Here is a 16721-nt window from a genome sequence, read left to right as displayed (position 1 = left end):
TCCCCTGTCCGGAACAGACCGATTGGTGCCTGTCGGACATCCATGGAAAGATGCTGTGGTGGCGGTCGATAGGTTCAGGTTGCAGCATCGAACAAATGATGGAGACTGAATTTTTCTTTCAAGGCCTGACGGAATTTTAGGAAGGAATGCCAAATATCAAAATCCAAATGTCAAATGAAGGAGGTTGACCTGTCTTACGATAGAATCGATAGGATACCTTCATTTGACATTTTTCATTTGGCCTTTGACATTCTTATCCATGGATGGGTCAAGCCGCCATTTAGCCGTCTCTGTGTTCTTCGACGGCCAGAGTCACCTGCTATTTCAGCTTGCCGATCAATGCACTGGCGATGGTGTTCTTCTGGATTTCCTTGGTGCCCTCGTAGATTTCGGTAATCTTGGCATCGCGGTAGAAGCGCTCCACCTCGTATTCGGTCATGTAACCGTAGCCGCCCAGCAGCTGGATGGCCTCGTCGGCCACTTCCACGGCAGTGCGGGCCGCATACATTTTGGCCATGGAGGTGAGCTTGGGATCGATACGGCCCTGGTCGAAGTTCCATGCGGCCTTGTAGGTGATCAGTCGGGCCAGCTCGATCTTGGTAGCCATGTCAGCCAATTTGTGCTGGGTGACCTGAAACTGGGCGATTTTCTTGCCGAACTGCTCACGCTGCTTCACGTATGCCAGGGCGCGGTCAAAGGCGCCCTGGGCGGTACCCAGCGCCTGGGCGGCAATCTGGATGCGGCTTTCATCGAAAAAGTGCAGCACATGGTAAAAGCCCTTGTTTTCCTCGCCGATAAGGTTATTCAGGGGAACGCGCACATCCTTGAAGGTCACTTCGGCGGTGGCCATCATGCGGATGCCCATCTTGGCGCCCACGTCGGCGGTGGAGAGCCCTTGCCGGTCCGCTTCCACCAGGATCAGGCTCTGGCCGCGGTATCCCGGTTTGGCGTCCGGATCGGTCTGGCAGAGCACATTGTAAAAGCCGGCCAATCCACCATTGGTAATGAAGGTCTTGCCGCCGTTGATCACCCATTCATCGCCGTCCTTCACAGCGGTGGTATTCATGTAAGTGATGTCCGAGCCGTGGTCCGGTTCGGTGAAAGCCCCGGCGGAGAGCATCTCGCCTTCGGCCACGGCAGGCAGATATTTTTCCTTCTGTTCATCGGAGCCGTAGTGCATGATGATTTCCGAAGCGAACGCAGCCAGGGCAATGGCGCTGCCGATGGTGGAATCACCGCGGCACAGTTCTTCGACAACGAGAATATCTTCCAGAGAGCCGAGCCCCTGGCCCGAATATTTTTCAGGAAAGTGAACGCCGATAAGCCCCAGGTCACAGGCCTTTTTCCAGATTTTGCGGGGAAATTCATGCTTTTTTTCCAGCTCCAGGGCCAACTCCTTGTCAAATTCGCCTTTGACGAAGTCTCTGACCGCTTTTTGAATGTCCTTCTGGGTTTTGTTTAGCTCAAATTCCATTCTATCCCTCCTGCATTTGTAAGTAATGGTATCCGTCCATTCTGTATCCGTAATTGAAAGGACTCAAGGATTCGAATTCATCCCTTACCGCGACGCAGTATCATGCCGCTCTTTTTTTCCCCTTGAATCCTTGACTCCTCGACCCCTTGAATCCTTTTCATCAAGCCGCATTTTCGCGGCACATACCCAGGATGCTGCGAGTCTGAAAATCGATGTACTCGTCGATGCCGTAATGGTTGGCCAGAAACCAGCGCCGGAAGGTCCACATGTGTCCCAGCACTGAAATATTATGGGCCACCAGGTCCAGTTGCCGGGCGGAAATGCGGGGCAGATCCCCCGACGCCATAAGCCGGGCCAGCACACCGGTAAAAATGCCGGTAATCCTGATTTCGTTTTCCAGCACCACCCGTCGCCATTTGTCAGGCAGGGATTGGGTTTCCTGATAAATCAGCAAAATATGGTCGTTCATACGGTGGCAGACCATAAAGTATTCGCGGATCACTTCGGCCAGGGGATTTTTACCATTTTTGGCCCGGTTGAGCGCTTCAGCAACCCCGCGCTCGATCTCCGCATGAATGGCATCGCACACCAGGTAAAGCACATCCTCTTTGGTAGCAATGTATTCATAGAGCGAACCGATGGAGATGCCCGCCGCCTGGGCAATCTGGCGGGTGGTGGTCTTGTGGAATCCGTTATCGATAAACAGGTTCACCGCCGCATCCACGATCTGCCGCCGGCGTTGTGTGACCAATGCCTGGTTTTTAACCTGGGTGGGAATTCCCCTATTCTCGGTTTTTTTATGAACCATGTTCAACATTCTGGAAAATCAGCCAATATTGAGTTTTTCGATAAATTTCCGAGCGAACGCTCAGTCATATTTGTGTTTTTAAATCAGGCCGGTCGGCTTTGTCAACAAAATATTCGCAGGTGTTTAGCTGAAAAAGGAGCCGGCGTACTTGACAAGTTGTAACAGCTGATACATTGTTTTTGTAACAGTTGATATGGAGGCAAGGATGACATCTCCGGAAGGTCGAAAGTGGTTGCTCCTGATTCACCAGCTGCCCCCCCAACCCAACGCCCTAAGGGTCAAAATCTGGCGGCGGTTGCAGCAGGTCGGGGCAGTGGCCATCAAACAGTCGGTATACGTCATGCCCCTTTCCGAGCAATCTCAGGAGGATTTAAGCTGGACGCTCAAACAAATCGTTTCCGGCGGGGGAGACGGATCCATCGGCGTTGTGCGCTTTGTGGAAGGGCTGACCGACGAACAGGTCATTGCCCTTTTTCAAACGGCCCGCAAGTCGGATTATCAAAAGATCATCCAGGAGGCGAACACCCTGCTCACCGACTGGTCGGCCGGAACGCTCGATCCCCAGGACCCGGCGGTCAAAGGAGCGGCTCAAGTATCGAAGCTGCAACGTCGCTTTGAGGAGGTTGCCACCATCGATTTTTTCCAGGCCCCGGAGCGGGGCACTGCTGAAATATTAATCCAGGACCTGGCTGCACGCCTGTCCGGGCAGTCGTCCAGTGAAAATGCCGGCATGCACACGCTCGACGGCCTCAACGGTAAGATCTGGGTGACCCGTAAAAACCTTTTTGTGGACCGCATCGCCTGCGGTTGGCTGATCCGGCGTTTTGTAGACAAGTCGGCTGTTTTCAAATTCGTTGATGCAGATACGCATACCCCCGAACCCGACCAGATCCGCTTCGACATGTTCGACGGCGAGTACACCCACGAGGGAGATCGATGCACCTTTGAGGTGATGGTCCAGCGCTTCGGGCTCCGGCACCGCGGACTTGTCCTCCTGGCCGAAGTAATCCACGACATCGACTTGAAAGACGGCAAGTACGATCATGCCGAAACGAATGGTTTGAACGCCTTGCTAAGCGGCCTGGTGGCGTCCCGGCCGGACGATGACCAGCGCATGGACGAAGGAATGCAGCTCATCGACAACTTGTATGCCTATTTCCAGAGACAAAAGGGGAAACTGGCATCCTGAAGCGAAGACGCAGCAAGCTATCACTGTATACGCAAAGGAGATATTCCATTGAAATGGATAACCCGCTCCCATGTCCACGTCGATCACGTGGCCTGTCCCTGGCTGATCACCCGGTTTGTCGATTCGGATGCCGAGTTTCTGTTCGTACCCAAGCACAAGGTGATGGAAATCGCCGAAAAAACCGGGGCGATTCCCTTCGAGACGCCCGGCGCCGAACTGCATCATCGCGATGCGTTGTGTACCTTCGATGCCATCATCGAGAATTACGAATTGACTGACAAGGCGCCGTTACGCATGGCCCGGCCATCAATGCCGCCAACACCAACCGTCTGGATGCCGACCCGCTGGATGCCGGTCTTAAAGCCATCGCCGTGGGCTACAAGCCTGCGCTTTCCCGATGACCTGCAGAAGAATCGAAGGGCAGTTCGAGGTCTACGATGCGCTGTATGCCTGGTGCCGGCTGGATGTGGCGAAAAACGATTCGTAGAGGCAACCCGGCATGGCTATTCGTGAACGCATAAATAGCGGCACTAACCGGATCTCCGGTTTTCTGGACCTGCAACGCAGCACCGTCGCCGTGCTGGCCATGGTGGTATTGCTGGCCATGGGCGAGTGTATGGCCGAACGCTTTCTGCCCATTTACATGCTGGGCATGGAAAGCGGCGTGCTGACGACCATCGAAATGGCTACGGCGGTTCTGGTGTACATCCCGATAGCCTACCTGGTCGACCTCAGCACCAAAAAGCCCTTTTTGCTCATCACGTTCGTCTTTTTCACCCTGTTTCCCCTGGTGCTTATTCTCAGCCGCTCTTTCGAATGGCCCCTCGCGGCGTTTATCCTGCGCGGACTCAAGGAATTCGTCGAACCCACACGCAAGTCCCTGATCATCGATCTTTTCCCGGACAGCTGCAAGGCCGGCATGTTCGAGCTCTACTATCTGATCCGGGATGTTTTCGTCGCCTTGGCCGCTCTGGGCGGGGCGTTTTTATGGCAAATCAGCCCGCAGACGAACCGGGTTACCGCATTCGTTTTCGGGATCGTCGGCACCGTGGGATTTGCGATTTTCGACCGTGATAACCGGGTGCCTGAAGATTGGAAGGCGTCCTGAAATGAATAAATATCCAAAATCGGCCGACACCAAGGAGAATGCATGACAACGCAATCGATTTCCGAACCTTCCCGGACGGCTTCTTTCAGGGAAGCTTTGAAATTCTGGACCAAGCTGGGCTTTATCAGCTTCGGCGGACCGGCCGGCCAGATTGCTATCATGCACCAGGAAGTGGTGGAGCGGCGCATATGGATCGGCGAGAACCAGTTTCTGCGGGCGCTCAATTTCTGCATGCTGCTGCCCGGACCCGAGGCCCAGCAGCTGGCAACCTATATCGGCTGGCGGCTGCATGGCACATGGGGCGGCATTGCGGCCGGATCGCTTTTCGTGATTCCTTCGATTTTCGTCATGCTGCTGTTAAGCTACCTAGCCGTGGCCCACATCGACATACCGGCGGTGGCCGCCGCATTCTACGGCATCCAGCCGGTGGTGGTGGCGGTGGTGATCGAGGCGGTGCTGCGCATCGGCAAAAAGGCGCTCATGCATCGCGTACTCTATGTCTTTGCCGCCTTGGCCTTCATCGCCATTTTTTTCTTAAAAGTCCCTTTTCCCCTGATTGTGGCCGGTGCGGCCGCAGGCGGACTGCTCATGCATCGCGTTTTGCCGCAGATCTTCTGCAAAGGTGTCTTTGATGCCCGGACCCGGGAATGCCGTATCGAAGATGAAACCGTTAACGGGCGGAAGATTGTCGCACCCTCTTTCGTATATGTCGTGCGGGTGTTTTGCATCTGCTTTGCACTGTGGGCGCTGGTAGTAGGCAGCTTGTGGGGATTGCGCGGACTTGAGGACACCTTGACCCGCATCGCCTTTTTTTTCACCAAAGCCGCCTTTGTCACCTTCGGTGGTGCCTATGCCGTACTGGCCTATATCACCGATTTCGCCGTGGGCAACGGCTGGCTCACTACCGGGCAGATGTTGATCGGCCTCGGCCTGGCCGAATCAACCCCCGGCCCGCTGATCATGGTGACCCAGTACGTGGGGTTCGTGGGAGCCTGGAACCTGCCCGGGGATCTTGCCCCTTTGACCGCCGGCATTCTCGGCGCCCTGATCACCACCTATGTCACCTTTCTGCCCTGTTTTTTCTTCATCTTTGCCGGCGCCCCCTTCATCGAGGCCATGGCCGGCAACCAGCGCATCCAGGCGGCACTCACCGGCGTCACCGCCGCCGTGGTGGGCGTGATCCTGAACCTGGCGGTCTGGTTCGGCACCAAGGTGATCCTGCCCGATGCCGGGGTCGACAGGTTTGCCCTGATTGCAGCAGGGGTCTCGCTGGTGCTGCTGCAGAAATTTCATTTCCCCATCCAGTACCTGGTGCCCATCGGAGCGGCGGCAGGTGTTGTCTGGAAAATGGTTGTTTAACCATCTGACCAACAGGAGAAAAATCCATGCCGAATTCCATCGACATCAATACATTGAATCAATTGCTCGCTGCCGGCGATGCGCCTTTACTGCTGGATGTGCGCCGCAAGGCGGACTACGCGGCAATGCCGCAAATAATTGAAGGCGCCCGGTGGTGGGATCCCGAAAGCATCGACACCTGGTCCAAAGCCCTTCCTGCGGGCCGCCCCATCGTGGTGTATTGCGTCAAGGGCGGCTCGGTCAGTCAGTCAGTGGTTAACCGGCTGCACAAAGAGGGTCATGATGCAGTGTGGGTGGAAGGCGGGCTCAAGGCCTGGATTGAAAGCGGTCAACCCATCATCAATTAGGGTATATATTTGTCCTTCAACCGGTCGGCCATCCGGTTGACGGCTGCAAAGGCGCGCTCCACGGTGCGCTCCCTGTCCGGGTTGACCAGGCAGCATGCTGCGGGCGATCATCTGATCCCGGTCGACGCCCTTGGACCACAGGATCTTCCAGACGTTTTCGAGCCGTTGGATCAGTGAGGGAATCTCCTCCTGCGCAAAAGCCTCGAACCCTGTCGGCACAATACCCCAAACCATCACGCCGCCGCGGTCTAAAAATTTTCGAACCGAAGCGGCATAGGATGAGAAGATTTCCGCATTGGTGTAAACGTCTAAGGAAAGTACGTCGAGATCAAGATTGAGCAGAAAATCCCAATCTGGGTTGCCGCACAAGTGGATGCCCCGAGGCCGGTCAACCTGGGCGAAGAATTGATCCAGGTCGCCCTTGGCTTTCAGGTCGCTGTATCCGGCCATGGCGGAAAACAGGAATTGCAGACCGGGTTCATCCACAAACATGAAGGCATTGCCGTTGCGTCGTTTAAGTTGCGCCAATTGCACATTGATCCGTTTGGCCATAAAGTCCAGCATGAACGGCCGAACGGTGTCGTCGAAGATAATGGGCCGGTCGTCCTGATCGATGATATTGAACCCGAAACTGATGGGCCCTTCCAGTTGCCCCCGGATGGCGGGCCGGTCCGCCAGGTCCAACGATAGAAAACGGTGATACACCGCCGAATAGGTCTCGCTGACGTCAAAATAGGTTGGATCGTCAAAACGCAGCAGCGTCTCTTCCAACTCCTCGGCGAACTTATTCATGGAAAAGCTTAGCGTTCGCTTCTCCATGTCCAGCACAATTCCCGGGAAATGTTCGGCGGCCTGCACATACATGTCTTCGGTGTAGCTGAAGTTGGGCAGCTGGGGCCAGAAAGGCACGTCCATGGACAGGGCTGTTTCAAGGGCACATTTCACATCCGTATGGGGCATTACTGCCATGGCGGTCGTCAGCAGGTTGCCTGGCATTTTGTTATTCATTTAACTGTTCCACAGCTCCAGGACGCCAGCATTGACCCAAAGCAATTGTTTGCCTGGCTGCTCCTGTTACGCCGGCGCATTTTCCGATCCACCGGGCTAAACGCCGGAAAGCAAACACACGGGTTCGTTCCGCGGTCAATTTGAGATGCAACAGACACCCGGTCGCCATGGTTTTTCCGAACGCGTGATGCTCCTGCAGCAAGCTGACCTGGTGCGATCAAACCTGGTTGACTTTGGTCATCATCGCCCGGCAGCGCTCGAAATAGCGCTCTGAGCCCTTGTGCCTCGGCCGGGGCAGGTCGATAGAAATATCTTCGCGGATGCGGCCGGGATTCTTGTCCATGAGAATGATCCGGTCGGCCAGCAATACGGCTTCATTGACGTCGTGGGTCACAAATAAAACAGTGTACGAAAACTTCTTCCACAGATCCAGCAGCAAATTCTGCATCTCCTCGCGCGTTTGTGCATCCAGTGCCGCAAACGGTTCATCCATAAGCAGGACTTCCGGTTGCAGAATCAGCACACGGGCCAGGGAGACGCGCTGCTTCATCCCGCCGGAGATCGCCTGGGGCAAATAGTCGGCAAAGCCATCCAGGCCGACCAGGCCGATAAACCGATCCACTTCCCGGTCCCGCACTCTGCGGCTCAGCTTACGGCCTTTCAATCCGAAGGCGATGTTCTCTTTGACTGTCAGCCAGGGGAACAGTGCGTCTTCCTGAAACACCACGCACCGATCCGGACCGGGCCGCCCGACCGGCCGGCCGTTCAATTGAACCGCACCACTGCTGGACCGTATAAAGCCGGCCAGGATTTTCAGCAGGGTAGACTTGCCGCACCCGCTTCTTCCCAGGAAGCAGATCATCTCCCCCCGCCGGACAGAAAAACAGATATCCTGCAAAACGCCAACGGGAGCGATCCCGTTGGTGCTGAACCGCTTGCTCAGGGCGGAAACCTCAAGGATAACCGGCATCGCTTCCGTTCGTTGATCGACAAGGTGCAAACGCGCCGTCACGGCAGTCTCCTCGCGCTTTTAAAACTCAGCCGCAGCAGTTGGTTAAGGCCCAGGTCACATATCCGGCCAATCAAGGCGATCATCAGGATGCCAACGATAATGACGTCGATGCGTCCAAGCATGCGTGCATCCATGATGACGGCACCCAACCCGTTGGGCACGCCGGTAAGCTCACCCAGCACCAGATAAGCCCAGGAGATGCCCATCCCCAGGCGCAGTCCGGTGATGATCTGCGGCATGGCCGCCGGTATGAGAATCGCAAACGTCCCCCGCAGGCGATGAACGCCCATCATTGCCCCGGCCTGCAGCAGGATCGGGTTGACCTGACGGGCACCGGCCTCGGCGTTGAGGTAAATGGGGAAAAAGGCAGCCAGGGCCACTAAAAAAACGGTGGTTTTCAGACCGATGCCGAACCAGACCATCGCCAGTGGCAGCCAGCTGATCCCGGGAACGGCGCGCAGGGCATTGACGGTCATGGATAGCAACCGGTTGACGGAGACGATTCTGCCGGAAAGGATGCCAAGGGGGATGCCCGCCACTGCCGCCAGGCCGAAACCCCACATGACCCGCACGCTGCTGGCGATGAGGTCGCCCCAGAAGCGACCCGCATAGGTTTCCTGGCCGGCAGCACCGAAGATGTACGCCGTTGCAGTGGCGAAAATCTCCCTGGGGTGGGGCAGCAGATACGCGGGCACCCTTCCCGTTTCGCAGGCGGCAATCCATAACAGAAGCAGGATGGCTGGCAGCAGCCAGGGAAGCAGCTGAGCCGGGAAGCCGGTATGGGAAACGCTGCGCTTCATGGAAGGTTTTCCTTGGCCCGTTTGACAAATGACAGGTCAAACAGCCGATCGTAATCCGGTTGACGGTGGATGATGCCCAGGGCCTGCATACGATCCCCCAAAGCCCTGGCACGCTGCACAAAAGCGTCGTCCATCTCCCAGGCGAGTTCCATATTGGGTTCAGCGGCCGTCAACACCGCCATCGGGGTCCCGAAACCGGATGCCCTGCCCAGCCACGTATCATGGTGGGTCTCCAAAAATCGGGTGGCCCGGGCGTGGGCCAGAACCAACTGGAACACCTTTTGCGGTTCGTTTTCAATGCTGGATCGCCGGACCAGCATCCCGGCGTTGATCGTCCCGATCGAATCCGGGAAGTAAGGGTAGGCAAGGATTCGACCGTATCCCTGTTTGGCAGCCAAGGTAGGAAACGGTTCTCCGGAAAGAAAGGCATCGATGCTGCCCCCGGCAAGGGCCGTCCCCATATCGAAAAAGTCAACCCGAATCAAGGTCACATCGGTTGCCGGTGAAAGATGGTTCCGGGTCAGCGTTTCCCGCAGCAGGATTTCATGCATGGTCCCCGGAACATAGCCGATGGTCTTGCCGGCGAGATCCTTCTCGGAATGAATCGGTCCGTCTTTTTTAACCACCAGAGCTGAGCATTTGTTGCACAGCGCCGCCACGACGACCACCGGCTGATCAACGGACGCGGAATAAATGGCATGCGCCAGCGTCGTTCCGCACATGTCGAGGCTGCCGGCCAGAAGCGCCGTCTTCTGATCGGCCGGATTGGTAAACGGCAGGATTTGGCTCTTTATCGATGGAGGCAGAAAACGGTCATAGAAAAACGGTTGGATGGTCTGCGGTGTTTTCCATGTGCCGATACGAAGCGGATCGACAGCCGAAGCCGACAAGGGCAGCAGCGACATGAGAAAGACCATAATCGTAAGAATCCAGCTTTGTTTTGAAAACATGCTTACTCCGTTTTCCTTGGCGCAGAATCACCAAAGCAGTTTGACGGCAGCGATGGTTCCCATTCCATTTCCCGCTGCATGTGCTGGCAGGTCTCTATGCCGGTGCCCCGGCCCTTTTCGGTATCGGCATGGCCGTCCCGGGGACTGGAGCCCACCTCGGGGAAAAACAGGTTGGCGCCGGCCATAAGGGAAGCCGTATGGGGTTCATGGGTGCAGTGGGCCTTGGGCACATCACCCATGACCAGACGGCTGATGGCGACCAGACGGGCCATTTCAAGCTCGCTGATCATGCCGAATCGTTCCATGGGCGATCCTGGAAAATTGATTCGCCGCATGACTCCGCTGTAAACCGCACCAAAATCGCGGGCCAGCAGCATCAAATCCACAATCTCATCGTCCGCGTGCTCCGGTCCAACCGGCTCGACGCAGTTCATCCAGAGCAATCCGACGTCACGGAACACCTGTATGGTCCGAATGCGTTTTTCACGGTCAAAGGGCGTATCGCGGCCCTCACCCAGACGGACCGCGTGGTAGGCCCCCACGAAACCGGCCTCGAGCAGCGCTTCTCCTTCGCGGTGATTGATATCCCTGGTGTTGGCCACAAGGGGGACCGCGGTCTCCGTTTTGAGCAAACGGCCGACTTCCAGCAGCCGTGCGAACGGATAGGTTCCTGTGGTCATCAGGTTCAGGCCGTCGGCACCATGCTGTTCCGCCTGCTTGGCCCAGGCGACAACCTGATCCAAGGGAAATTCGATCTTCTCTTTGAAAATTCCGGCCTTGCGCGTAAGGCTGCAGAAAAGGCAGTCCATCGGACACGGCTCGACATTCAGCCCGATGTGGTAATGGTTCTCGCCTTTATTGCCGAACTGGGCACGAGACAACCGGTTGGCCGCCTCCATGATGGCGTAGCACGCCCGCGTGTGCAATTGCACCCCCATCAGGGTCATTGCTTCTTCCCGGCTGACAGGCACCCTATCCTCGGCTTTATTCAGGATTTCAGTAATTCGTCTATCAATTTTCGAGTTCATTTTCTTCCGTTTCAATCACTGCGGGGTTAGATGTTCTACAAATTCGCCAAACGATCACAAAATGTCAATTCATATTGATGAATGCCCATTTTTCAGTCTAGCTTCAAATAGTACGTATTCAGCATGTTGCCCCTCCCTGCTGGCCGCATTCGTTTTGCGGGCCATCCGCGCTTGATCTCTTGTTGCGCGCTATCGGGTGAACTTAACCGGCCAACGGTACAGGTGGCAGGCAGGCGGTTCGAATGCGCTTTGCGCGGAAAATTCCATACCCTTTTTAGCTCGAGCCCATCCATCAAAATCATCTTGCGGCCCAACGCCGCGTTTTGGTTTATTTGAAAGTCCTCGACGAACGTCAAGGTATCGGTGTAGAGAGAAATATCTCAGGTTTTGCCACCCGCTGTCATTTTTCACCAGAAAAGGATGAAAACGGCAATGAACAGGGCGGCACCGACTAGGATACGGCCCCGTTTATCGGTATGACTCTGAAAGGGCAATTTTAATTAGGACAGCGGCCATATGAATGGAAAAGAGCGAATTCTCAAGGCGCTGGCCATCCAGCAGCCCGACCGGGTGCCGCTTTATATTCACGGCATCAATGAGGCACCCATCATCGGCATCGGCCGGCACCTCACCGACGGCCTGCCGGCACCCCGGCAGTTTCATGAAATGACCGATGGGGAAAAGATGAAGCTGGTGGACACCCTGTTCCTGATCCACGAAGCCTTCGGTGTGGACGGCATCACGACGTTTGAGATCGGTCACGAAAGCGAACTGGATGACAAACATGTCATGGACGACTGGGGTATCACCTACCGGCGCAGCCCCCACGGACTGCCGGTGGCCAAGGGCCATCCGGTAAAGGACGCCGCCGACCTGGATCGCTACGCGGCACCGGAACCCGACCGCGCCCACCTGCTGCTGCTGGATCTGGCCAGAGACCGGTTCAAAGGCAACGCGGCGCTGTTCTGGCTGATGCGGGGGGTGTTTGTAAGGAGCTGGCGGCTCATGGGCATGGAAAACTACATGATCAAGCTCTACCAGGATCCGCTGCTGGTCGAGCGGGTGGCGGAGATGGTCACCCGGTACAACCTCAAGCAGCTGGACATGCTGGCCGATGCCGGGCTGGATGTCCTGGTGGTGGAAGACGACATCGCCAACACCAAGGCCCTGCTGATCTCGCCCGCGCATTTCAGGCGTTACGTCAATCCATACAACCGCAGGCTGGTTGACCGGGCCCACGCCCTGGGGGTAAGGGTCGTCCGCCACAGCGACGGCAACCTGTGGCCCATCCTGGACACCCTCATCGCTTCGGGTTACGACGGCCTCAATCCTCTGGAACCCCAGGCCGGCATGGACCTGGGGAAAGTCAAAGATGCCTGCGGAGACAGAATCTGCCTGCTGGGCAACATTGATTGCATGCACCTGCTTCCTGAAGGGACGCCGGCCGAGGTGGATGCGGCGGTCCGGCAGGCCATCGATGCAGCGGCGGCGGGGGGCGGATACATCCTATGCTCGTCCAATTCCCTGCATCCCGGCGTGAATCCCGAAAATTGCATCGCCATGTTCCAGGCGGCGAAAACATACGGCCGTTATGAATAACAACTCAGTCGATCCCGGTATAGGCGCCCGGTTATCTTCTCCACGCGTTGTCTTCTCACTGCTGTTTTTGCTCTACATGTTCGATTACATCGACCGGCTGGTGGTCGTCTCCCTGTTCCCCTTTTTGAAACAAGACTGGGGCATTTCGGACACCCAGTGCGGCCTGCTGGTTTCCGCCGTTTACTGGTCCATCCTCATCTTCACCCTTCCCGTATCGGTGCTTATCGACCGCTGGAGCCGCAAGAAAAGCATCGGCCTGATGGCCCTTTTGTGGAGCGCGGCGACATTGGCCTGCGCCTTTACGCAGAATTTCACGCAGCTCTTTAGCGCCAGAACCGCCATCGGGCTGGGAGAGGCGGGATACGCCCCCGGCGGGACCGCCTTGATTGCCGCCATGTTTCCCAAAGCAATGCGGGCACGGGTCCTGGGCGTCTGGAATGCCTCCATCCCCTTGGGCAGTGCCATGGGAATCATACTCGGCGGCATTATCGCCGAGCATGTTGGCTGGCGCCACGCATTCGGCATCGTGGCTTTACCCGGCGTCATCGTGGCCGTGCTGTTCTTTTTTGTTCGCGACTACCGCACGATTGCCCTGGTGAAGCCAGGAGGCAGCCCGGGGCATGCAAGCATCCGGATGAGGTGGGGTGATATCGCCGGGCACTTCTTGAAGAACCGGACCTTGGTATTCAACAATCTGGCCTTTGCCGCCAATACCTTCGTGACCACGGCCCTGATGACCTGGCTGCCCAGCTATTTTCAGCGGATGGAGGACCTCTCCATGAGCCGGGCCGCCGCCAAGGGGGGCGTGGTGATGATGCTGGCCATCGTCGGGGCGCCGCTGGGAGGATATCTGACGGACCGCTGGATGAAACGCCGGCAAAACGCCAGGCTTTTGTTTCCCGCCATCTCTTCGACGACCACCGCCGTGATCCTGCTGGCGGCCTTTAATTGCTTCGCCGGACCGGTCCAGTATGCTCTGCTGATGGGTGCCGGGATCAGCGCGGTAGCTTTCGTACCCGCCGCCGCGGCGGTGACCCAGGACGTGGTTCATCCGGGCCTGCGGGCCGTGTCGCTGAGCCTGTGCGTCATCGTTCAGCACATTCTGGGCAGCGCACTGGGCCCGCCTGTCATCGGGGCCCTTTCCGACCGGTTCGGTCTGGCGACCGCCATGGCGTTCCTGCCCCTGGCGGCCCTGCTGGCGGGGATTCTTTTCTTTATCGGTTCATTTTTTCATGCAAGGGACAGTCAGCGCGCCGAAGAAATCCAGAGCCTTTTTTCATCAACCGCCTGATGCAAGGAGTCGAATCCGGGCAAATCATTCCCGCCGCTCGCGGGGACCGGATTAAGGCCGGATCATGGTCAGCACCATCTTGAATGAGGTGACCGCCTTCAAGGCGTGGGGTTCATTGGCCGGCCTGATGATTGATCCGCTAGGTGGTGATGCGCCAGCAGCGATGGATGGTTTTGCGCTTGTTCACGTAATCTTCGGGAATGGTGCTGGCCGTAATCTCCGTCACTTCGGCCGCCTTGAGCCTGTCCATACAGGGATCGAAATTCTGATGGTTGGTGGAGAAAAACAGCGTGGCACCCGGTCGAAGCAGTTCAATCACCGCTGCCAGAAGCCGGGGATGGTCCCTGGTGATGTCGAAGGCCACGTTGCGGGTCTTGGTGGTGGAAAAGGAGGGCGGATCGACCACGGCCAGATCGAAGCGCTGTTTTTCTCTGGCGGCCTTTTTCAGGAAATCGAAAGTGTGGGCCTGGACCAGCCGGTTGGCCGCCGGATCGATGCCGTTGAGAACCATGTTCTCCCTGGCCCATTGGATCACGTTTTCCGAGCGGTCCACGGAAACGGTGGAGCGGGCCCCGCCTTTGGCGACGTAACAGGAAAAAGAGGCCGTGTAGCAGTACAGGTTGAGAAAATCTTTTCCGGCCGCCAGCCCCCGGACCATCTGCCGGGTATCCCGATGGTCGGCAAACAGGCCCGTATCCACATAATCGTAGGGGTTGACCAGGAATCTTAAATCCCGTTCGGAGAGGACGATTTTTTTATCGGTCTGGTCGATGCGTTCGTAGCGCTTGCCATCCTGCTTGCCGGCCCAGCGCTGTTTCAGGTGGACCTTGTCCGCTGGCACGTCCAGGGCTTTGGCCACGGCCTGGCCCATCAGGGCCAGCCATTCGGGTTCCGACTGGCGTCGCATGTACTCGCCGATCACCAGATGGCCACCGTACCAGTCCACCACGGCGCGGATCTCAGGGATGTCCCAGTCATAGAGCCGGAAGACCTCGATATTCTCTCGATTGAAGCGATGGCGCAGGTGCTTATATCGTTTTTTTACCCGGTTGGCGAGCATCTCTCCCTGTTTTTGGAAGTGTCTGGGAATATCGACATCGTTCATGGAGTCACGTTCCATCTTTTTCATGGGTATTAAATGGGTTTGCTCGGCAGTATGGCCGATCTGCCGGAAATGTCAATCGGCAATGGCAGCGATGCCGGTGCTCCTCCCTCCTCATGGTATACGCGGTGCCCCCCTTTCACTGCACCCCTGCGGACCTTGCCATGGCGGCAGGAATCGGATATTGATATTCGTGTCAATATTGATCACGTTGAGGAAACACCATGAAATCGCTGACCCAAATGGAAGCCCGGCTGAAGGAACTGGAAGCGGCCATCAATGAGACCGAGGCGCGCCTTCCCGCCCACTCGGTCAAGCCGCCGGTGATGATGGACCTGTTGGCTCTGGAAGATGAATACGAAACCCTGATTCAGCAGATACGCTCTTACAAGGCAGGCGGATCCGATGCCGGTTTCGACGAATAAACTAACTGAAAAAAACCGGGTCCATTTTGAAACCGTTATGAAATCCATGGTGTTGCCGGCATCTGACAGGCAGGCAGGCAGGCAGGCAGGCAGGCAGGCAGGCAGGCAAAGAAAATAATCAGGATTGACCGCCTGTGCATACCGCAAAAAAAGAATTTCCTAATGGTTGGAAAATAACGACTGGCAGCCACACGGGAAGCCCATGCAATTGGTTCCGGTTCTATCTTGACTCTCAGCGGAGAAAAAATACGAATTGACGATCGGTCATGGGGTTTGCTATCGTCAACCGCTTCTATGCGTCAATACAACCGTCTTCAACCAATCGGGCCGCTGATGTATTATTCTTACTTTTCGACCGGGAGTGTGAGAATTGACAGCGAACATGCCAATATCGACTGTATGATTTATCTGTGCCGGAACCAAGAAAATGAATGGATGCCTACGGCCCGGATCTTGATTTCGGCCCTTGCCAATCATCTGGACAGCGAGGAAAAGATATGCAGGGAAGACGGCCTGAATATGACTCCCGACCATCTCGAAGAGCACATTCAACTCAAAGCCAGGCTTGCCCGCATCGAAAAGCAGGTAGACCGGGCCGATTTGGAAAAAGATGATTTTTTGAGCACCTTCAGGGATATGCTTTTCTACCACATCTCCAATTTCGACAAACACCTCAACAACGGCTGACGGGATCAGTCAATTTCCACGGAGATCTGTCTGGGTTTATCCTCCTCGGGTTTGGGAATTTCCACCGTCAACACGCCATTTTTGAATTTTGCCTTGATCTGTTCCGGCAAAACCATCGCATGAAGGGTAAAGGATCGGTGGAATTTTCCGCAGATGCGTTCCCGGCGATAATAGTTTGTCGCCTGGAGGTCAGGGTCGGCGGATCGCTCGCCGCTGATGGTCATCACGTTGTCCTTGACCTCCACCACCACATCTTCCTTGTTTACGCCGGGCAGATCGGCGGCAAGGATGACGCCTCTGTCGGTCTCATAGATGTCTACACTAGGCGTCCAGGCACACAGGGGAACCTCTTCGTTGTCATGCGCCTGATGGGGAAACGAGTCATCGAAGAGTTTGTTGATGCGGTCCTGCAGGGTGGCAATGTTTCCCAGCGGATCCCACTTGATCATAGCCATGGCATGTCCTCCTTATGGGTTGGACTAAGCTTATCCATCTCCGGATCGTTGTCAACCCCGGCCGCGGCTTTTTCAAGCC

The 16721-nt window shown here is 56.4% G+C and carries 18 protein-coding genes; 9 read left to right on the top strand and 9 right to left on the bottom strand.

Annotation, left to right across the window (positions count from 1 at the left end):
• Positions 1–319 precede the first annotated feature (319 nt).
• Both ACHZBS_RS13515 and ACHZBS_RS13510 read right to left on the bottom strand, forming a co-directional pair.
• Positions 320–1474 carry an acyl-CoA dehydrogenase family protein gene (locus tag ACHZBS_RS13515; RefSeq protein ID WP_319407039.1) on the bottom strand — a complete coding sequence of 385 codons (1155 nt, stop codon included), beginning with the start codon at positions 1472–1474 and terminating at the stop codon, positions 320–322.
• Between the two features lie 160 nt (positions 1475–1634).
• On the bottom strand, positions 1635–2282 hold the full coding sequence (locus ACHZBS_RS13510; RefSeq protein ID WP_319407038.1) for a TetR/AcrR family transcriptional regulator: 648 nt from the start codon (positions 2280–2282) through the stop codon (positions 1635–1637).
• 205 nt (positions 2283–2487) lie between these two features.
• On the opposite strand from ACHZBS_RS13510, the gene ACHZBS_RS13505 reads away from it, so the two are divergent.
• The 5 genes from ACHZBS_RS13505 to ACHZBS_RS13485 are packed head-to-tail and all read left to right on the top strand — an operon-like array spanning position 2488 to position 6285.
• Entirely contained in the window at positions 2488–3471 is a 984-nt protein-coding gene (locus ACHZBS_RS13505; protein ID WP_319407037.1) for a chromate resistance protein ChrB domain-containing protein, read from the top strand.
• Positions 3472–3519: 48 nt separating this feature from the next.
• The gene (locus ACHZBS_RS13500) at positions 3520–3984 is read left to right on the top strand and encodes a chromate resistance protein ChrB domain-containing protein (protein ID WP_319407036.1); all 465 of its coding nucleotides are present in this window, start codon (positions 3520–3522) and stop codon (positions 3982–3984) included.
• Positions 3971–4579 carry a hypothetical protein gene (locus ACHZBS_RS13495; protein WP_319407035.1) on the top strand — a complete coding sequence of 203 codons (609 nt, stop codon included), beginning with the start codon at positions 3971–3973 and terminating at the stop codon, positions 4577–4579. The genes ACHZBS_RS13500 and ACHZBS_RS13495 overlap by 14 nt, the downstream gene beginning before the upstream one ends.
• Before the next feature lie 42 nt (positions 4580–4621).
• On the top strand, positions 4622–5938 hold the full coding sequence (gene chrA, locus ACHZBS_RS13490) for a chromate efflux transporter (protein ID WP_319407034.1): 1317 nt from the start codon (positions 4622–4624) through the stop codon (positions 5936–5938).
• 26 nt (positions 5939–5964) lie between these two features.
• Positions 5965–6285: a rhodanese-like domain-containing protein gene (locus ACHZBS_RS13485; RefSeq protein ID WP_319407033.1), complete on the top strand. Its 321-nt coding sequence runs from the start codon at positions 5965–5967 to the stop codon at positions 6283–6285.
• On the opposite strand, the gene ACHZBS_RS13480 is transcribed toward ACHZBS_RS13485, so the two are convergent.
• The 5 genes from ACHZBS_RS13480 to ACHZBS_RS13460 form a co-directional block, all read right to left on the bottom strand.
• Complete coding sequence (locus tag ACHZBS_RS13480; protein WP_319407032.1) at positions 6187–7293, bottom strand: hypothetical protein; 1107 nt, start codon at positions 7291–7293, stop codon at positions 6187–6189. The genes ACHZBS_RS13485 and ACHZBS_RS13480 overlap by 99 nt on opposite strands.
• A 217-nt stretch (positions 7294–7510) precedes the next feature.
• Positions 7511–8305 carry an ABC transporter ATP-binding protein gene (locus ACHZBS_RS13475; protein ID WP_319407031.1) on the bottom strand — a complete coding sequence of 265 codons (795 nt, stop codon included), beginning with the start codon at positions 8303–8305 and terminating at the stop codon, positions 7511–7513.
• Positions 8302–9105, bottom strand: a complete 804-nt coding sequence (locus ACHZBS_RS13470; protein ID WP_319407030.1) for an ABC transporter permease — start codon at positions 9103–9105, stop codon at positions 8302–8304. The genes ACHZBS_RS13475 and ACHZBS_RS13470 overlap by 4 nt, the downstream gene beginning before the upstream one ends.
• Positions 9102–10055, bottom strand: a complete 954-nt coding sequence (locus tag ACHZBS_RS13465) for an ABC transporter substrate-binding protein (RefSeq protein ID WP_319407029.1) — start codon at positions 10053–10055, stop codon at positions 9102–9104. The genes ACHZBS_RS13470 and ACHZBS_RS13465 overlap by 4 nt, the downstream gene beginning before the upstream one ends.
• A gap of 2 nt (positions 10056–10057) precedes the next feature.
• Positions 10058–11083: a radical SAM protein gene (locus ACHZBS_RS13460; RefSeq protein ID WP_319407028.1), complete on the bottom strand. Its 1026-nt coding sequence runs from the start codon at positions 11081–11083 to the stop codon at positions 10058–10060.
• A gap of 516 nt (positions 11084–11599) precedes the next feature.
• Between ACHZBS_RS13460 and ACHZBS_RS13455 the strand changes: the two genes are divergently transcribed.
• Both ACHZBS_RS13455 and ACHZBS_RS13450 read left to right on the top strand, forming a co-directional pair.
• Positions 11600–12682, top strand: coding sequence for a uroporphyrinogen decarboxylase family protein (locus tag ACHZBS_RS13455; RefSeq protein WP_319407027.1), 1083 nt, complete (start codon positions 11600–11602; stop codon positions 12680–12682).
• On the top strand, positions 12675–13973 hold the full coding sequence (locus ACHZBS_RS13450; RefSeq protein WP_319407026.1) for an MFS transporter: 1299 nt from the start codon (positions 12675–12677) through the stop codon (positions 13971–13973). The genes ACHZBS_RS13455 and ACHZBS_RS13450 overlap by 8 nt, the downstream gene beginning before the upstream one ends.
• 139 nt (positions 13974–14112) lie before the next feature.
• Here ACHZBS_RS13450 and ACHZBS_RS13445 read toward each other — a convergent pair whose 3' ends face one another.
• Positions 14113–15102 (bottom strand): class I SAM-dependent methyltransferase, encoded by a 990-nt coding sequence (locus tag ACHZBS_RS13445; RefSeq protein WP_319407025.1) that lies wholly within the window; start codon positions 15100–15102, stop codon positions 14113–14115.
• A 197-nt stretch (positions 15103–15299) separates the two neighbouring features.
• On the opposite strand from ACHZBS_RS13445, the gene ACHZBS_RS13440 reads away from it, so the two are divergent.
• Together ACHZBS_RS13440 and ACHZBS_RS13435 are read left to right on the top strand one after the other, a co-directional pair.
• On the top strand, positions 15300–15500 hold the full coding sequence (locus tag ACHZBS_RS13440; RefSeq protein ID WP_319407024.1) for a hypothetical protein: 201 nt from the start codon (positions 15300–15302) through the stop codon (positions 15498–15500).
• Between the two features lie 363 nt (positions 15501–15863).
• The gene (locus ACHZBS_RS13435; protein ID WP_319407023.1) at positions 15864–16187 is read left to right on the top strand and encodes a hypothetical protein; all 324 of its coding nucleotides are present in this window, start codon (positions 15864–15866) and stop codon (positions 16185–16187) included.
• Between the two features lie 5 nt (positions 16188–16192).
• Here ACHZBS_RS13435 and ACHZBS_RS13430 read toward each other — a convergent pair whose 3' ends face one another.
• Positions 16193–16642, bottom strand: a complete 450-nt coding sequence (locus ACHZBS_RS13430) for an Hsp20/alpha crystallin family protein (RefSeq protein WP_319407022.1) — start codon at positions 16640–16642, stop codon at positions 16193–16195.
• Between the last annotated feature and the right edge of the window lie 79 nt (positions 16643–16721).

The organism is uncultured Desulfosarcina sp. (assembly GCF_963664155.2).
Taxonomy (GTDB): Bacteria; Desulfobacterota; Desulfobacteria; order Desulfobacterales; family Desulfosarcinaceae; genus Desulfosarcina.
Note: the sequence above shows the minus strand (reverse complement) of the source record. Positions and strands in the feature narration are given on the sequence as shown.

Excerpts from the sequence above, each read along its gene's own strand:
- ACHZBS_RS13515 (WP_319407039.1), bottom strand. The coding sequence starts at position 1,474 with ATGGAATTTGAGCTAAACAAAACCCAGAAGGACATTCAAAAAGCGGTC.
- ACHZBS_RS13510 (WP_319407038.1), bottom strand. The coding sequence starts at position 2,282 with ATGGTTCATAAAAAAACCGAGAATAGGGGAATTCCCACCCAGGTTAAA.
- ACHZBS_RS13505 (WP_319407037.1), top strand. The coding sequence starts at position 2,488 with ATGACATCTCCGGAAGGTCGAAAGTGGTTGCTCCTGATTCACCAGCTG.
- ACHZBS_RS13495 (WP_319407035.1), top strand. The coding sequence starts at position 3,971 with ATGGCTATTCGTGAACGCATAAATAGCGGCACTAACCGGATCTCCGGT.
- chrA (WP_319407034.1), top strand. The coding sequence starts at position 4,622 with ATGACAACGCAATCGATTTCCGAACCTTCCCGGACGGCTTCTTTCAGG.
- ACHZBS_RS13485 (WP_319407033.1), top strand. The coding sequence starts at position 5,965 with ATGCCGAATTCCATCGACATCAATACATTGAATCAATTGCTCGCTGCC.
- ACHZBS_RS13480 (WP_319407032.1), bottom strand. The coding sequence starts at position 7,293 with ATGAATAACAAAATGCCAGGCAACCTGCTGACGACCGCCATGGCAGTA.
- ACHZBS_RS13470 (WP_319407030.1), bottom strand. The coding sequence starts at position 9,105 with ATGAAGCGCAGCGTTTCCCATACCGGCTTCCCGGCTCAGCTGCTTCCC.
- ACHZBS_RS13465 (WP_319407029.1), bottom strand. The coding sequence starts at position 10,055 with ATGTTTTCAAAACAAAGCTGGATTCTTACGATTATGGTCTTTCTCATG.
- ACHZBS_RS13460 (WP_319407028.1), bottom strand. The coding sequence starts at position 11,083 with ATGAACTCGAAAATTGATAGACGAATTACTGAAATCCTGAATAAAGCC.
- ACHZBS_RS13455 (WP_319407027.1), top strand. The coding sequence starts at position 11,600 with ATGAATGGAAAAGAGCGAATTCTCAAGGCGCTGGCCATCCAGCAGCCC.
- ACHZBS_RS13450 (WP_319407026.1), top strand. The coding sequence starts at position 12,675 with ATGAATAACAACTCAGTCGATCCCGGTATAGGCGCCCGGTTATCTTCT.
- ACHZBS_RS13445 (WP_319407025.1), bottom strand. The coding sequence starts at position 15,102 with ATGAAAAAGATGGAACGTGACTCCATGAACGATGTCGATATTCCCAGA.
- ACHZBS_RS13440 (WP_319407024.1), top strand. The coding sequence starts at position 15,300 with ATGAAATCGCTGACCCAAATGGAAGCCCGGCTGAAGGAACTGGAAGCG.
- ACHZBS_RS13430 (WP_319407022.1), bottom strand. The coding sequence starts at position 16,642 with ATGGCTATGATCAAGTGGGATCCGCTGGGAAACATTGCCACCCTGCAG.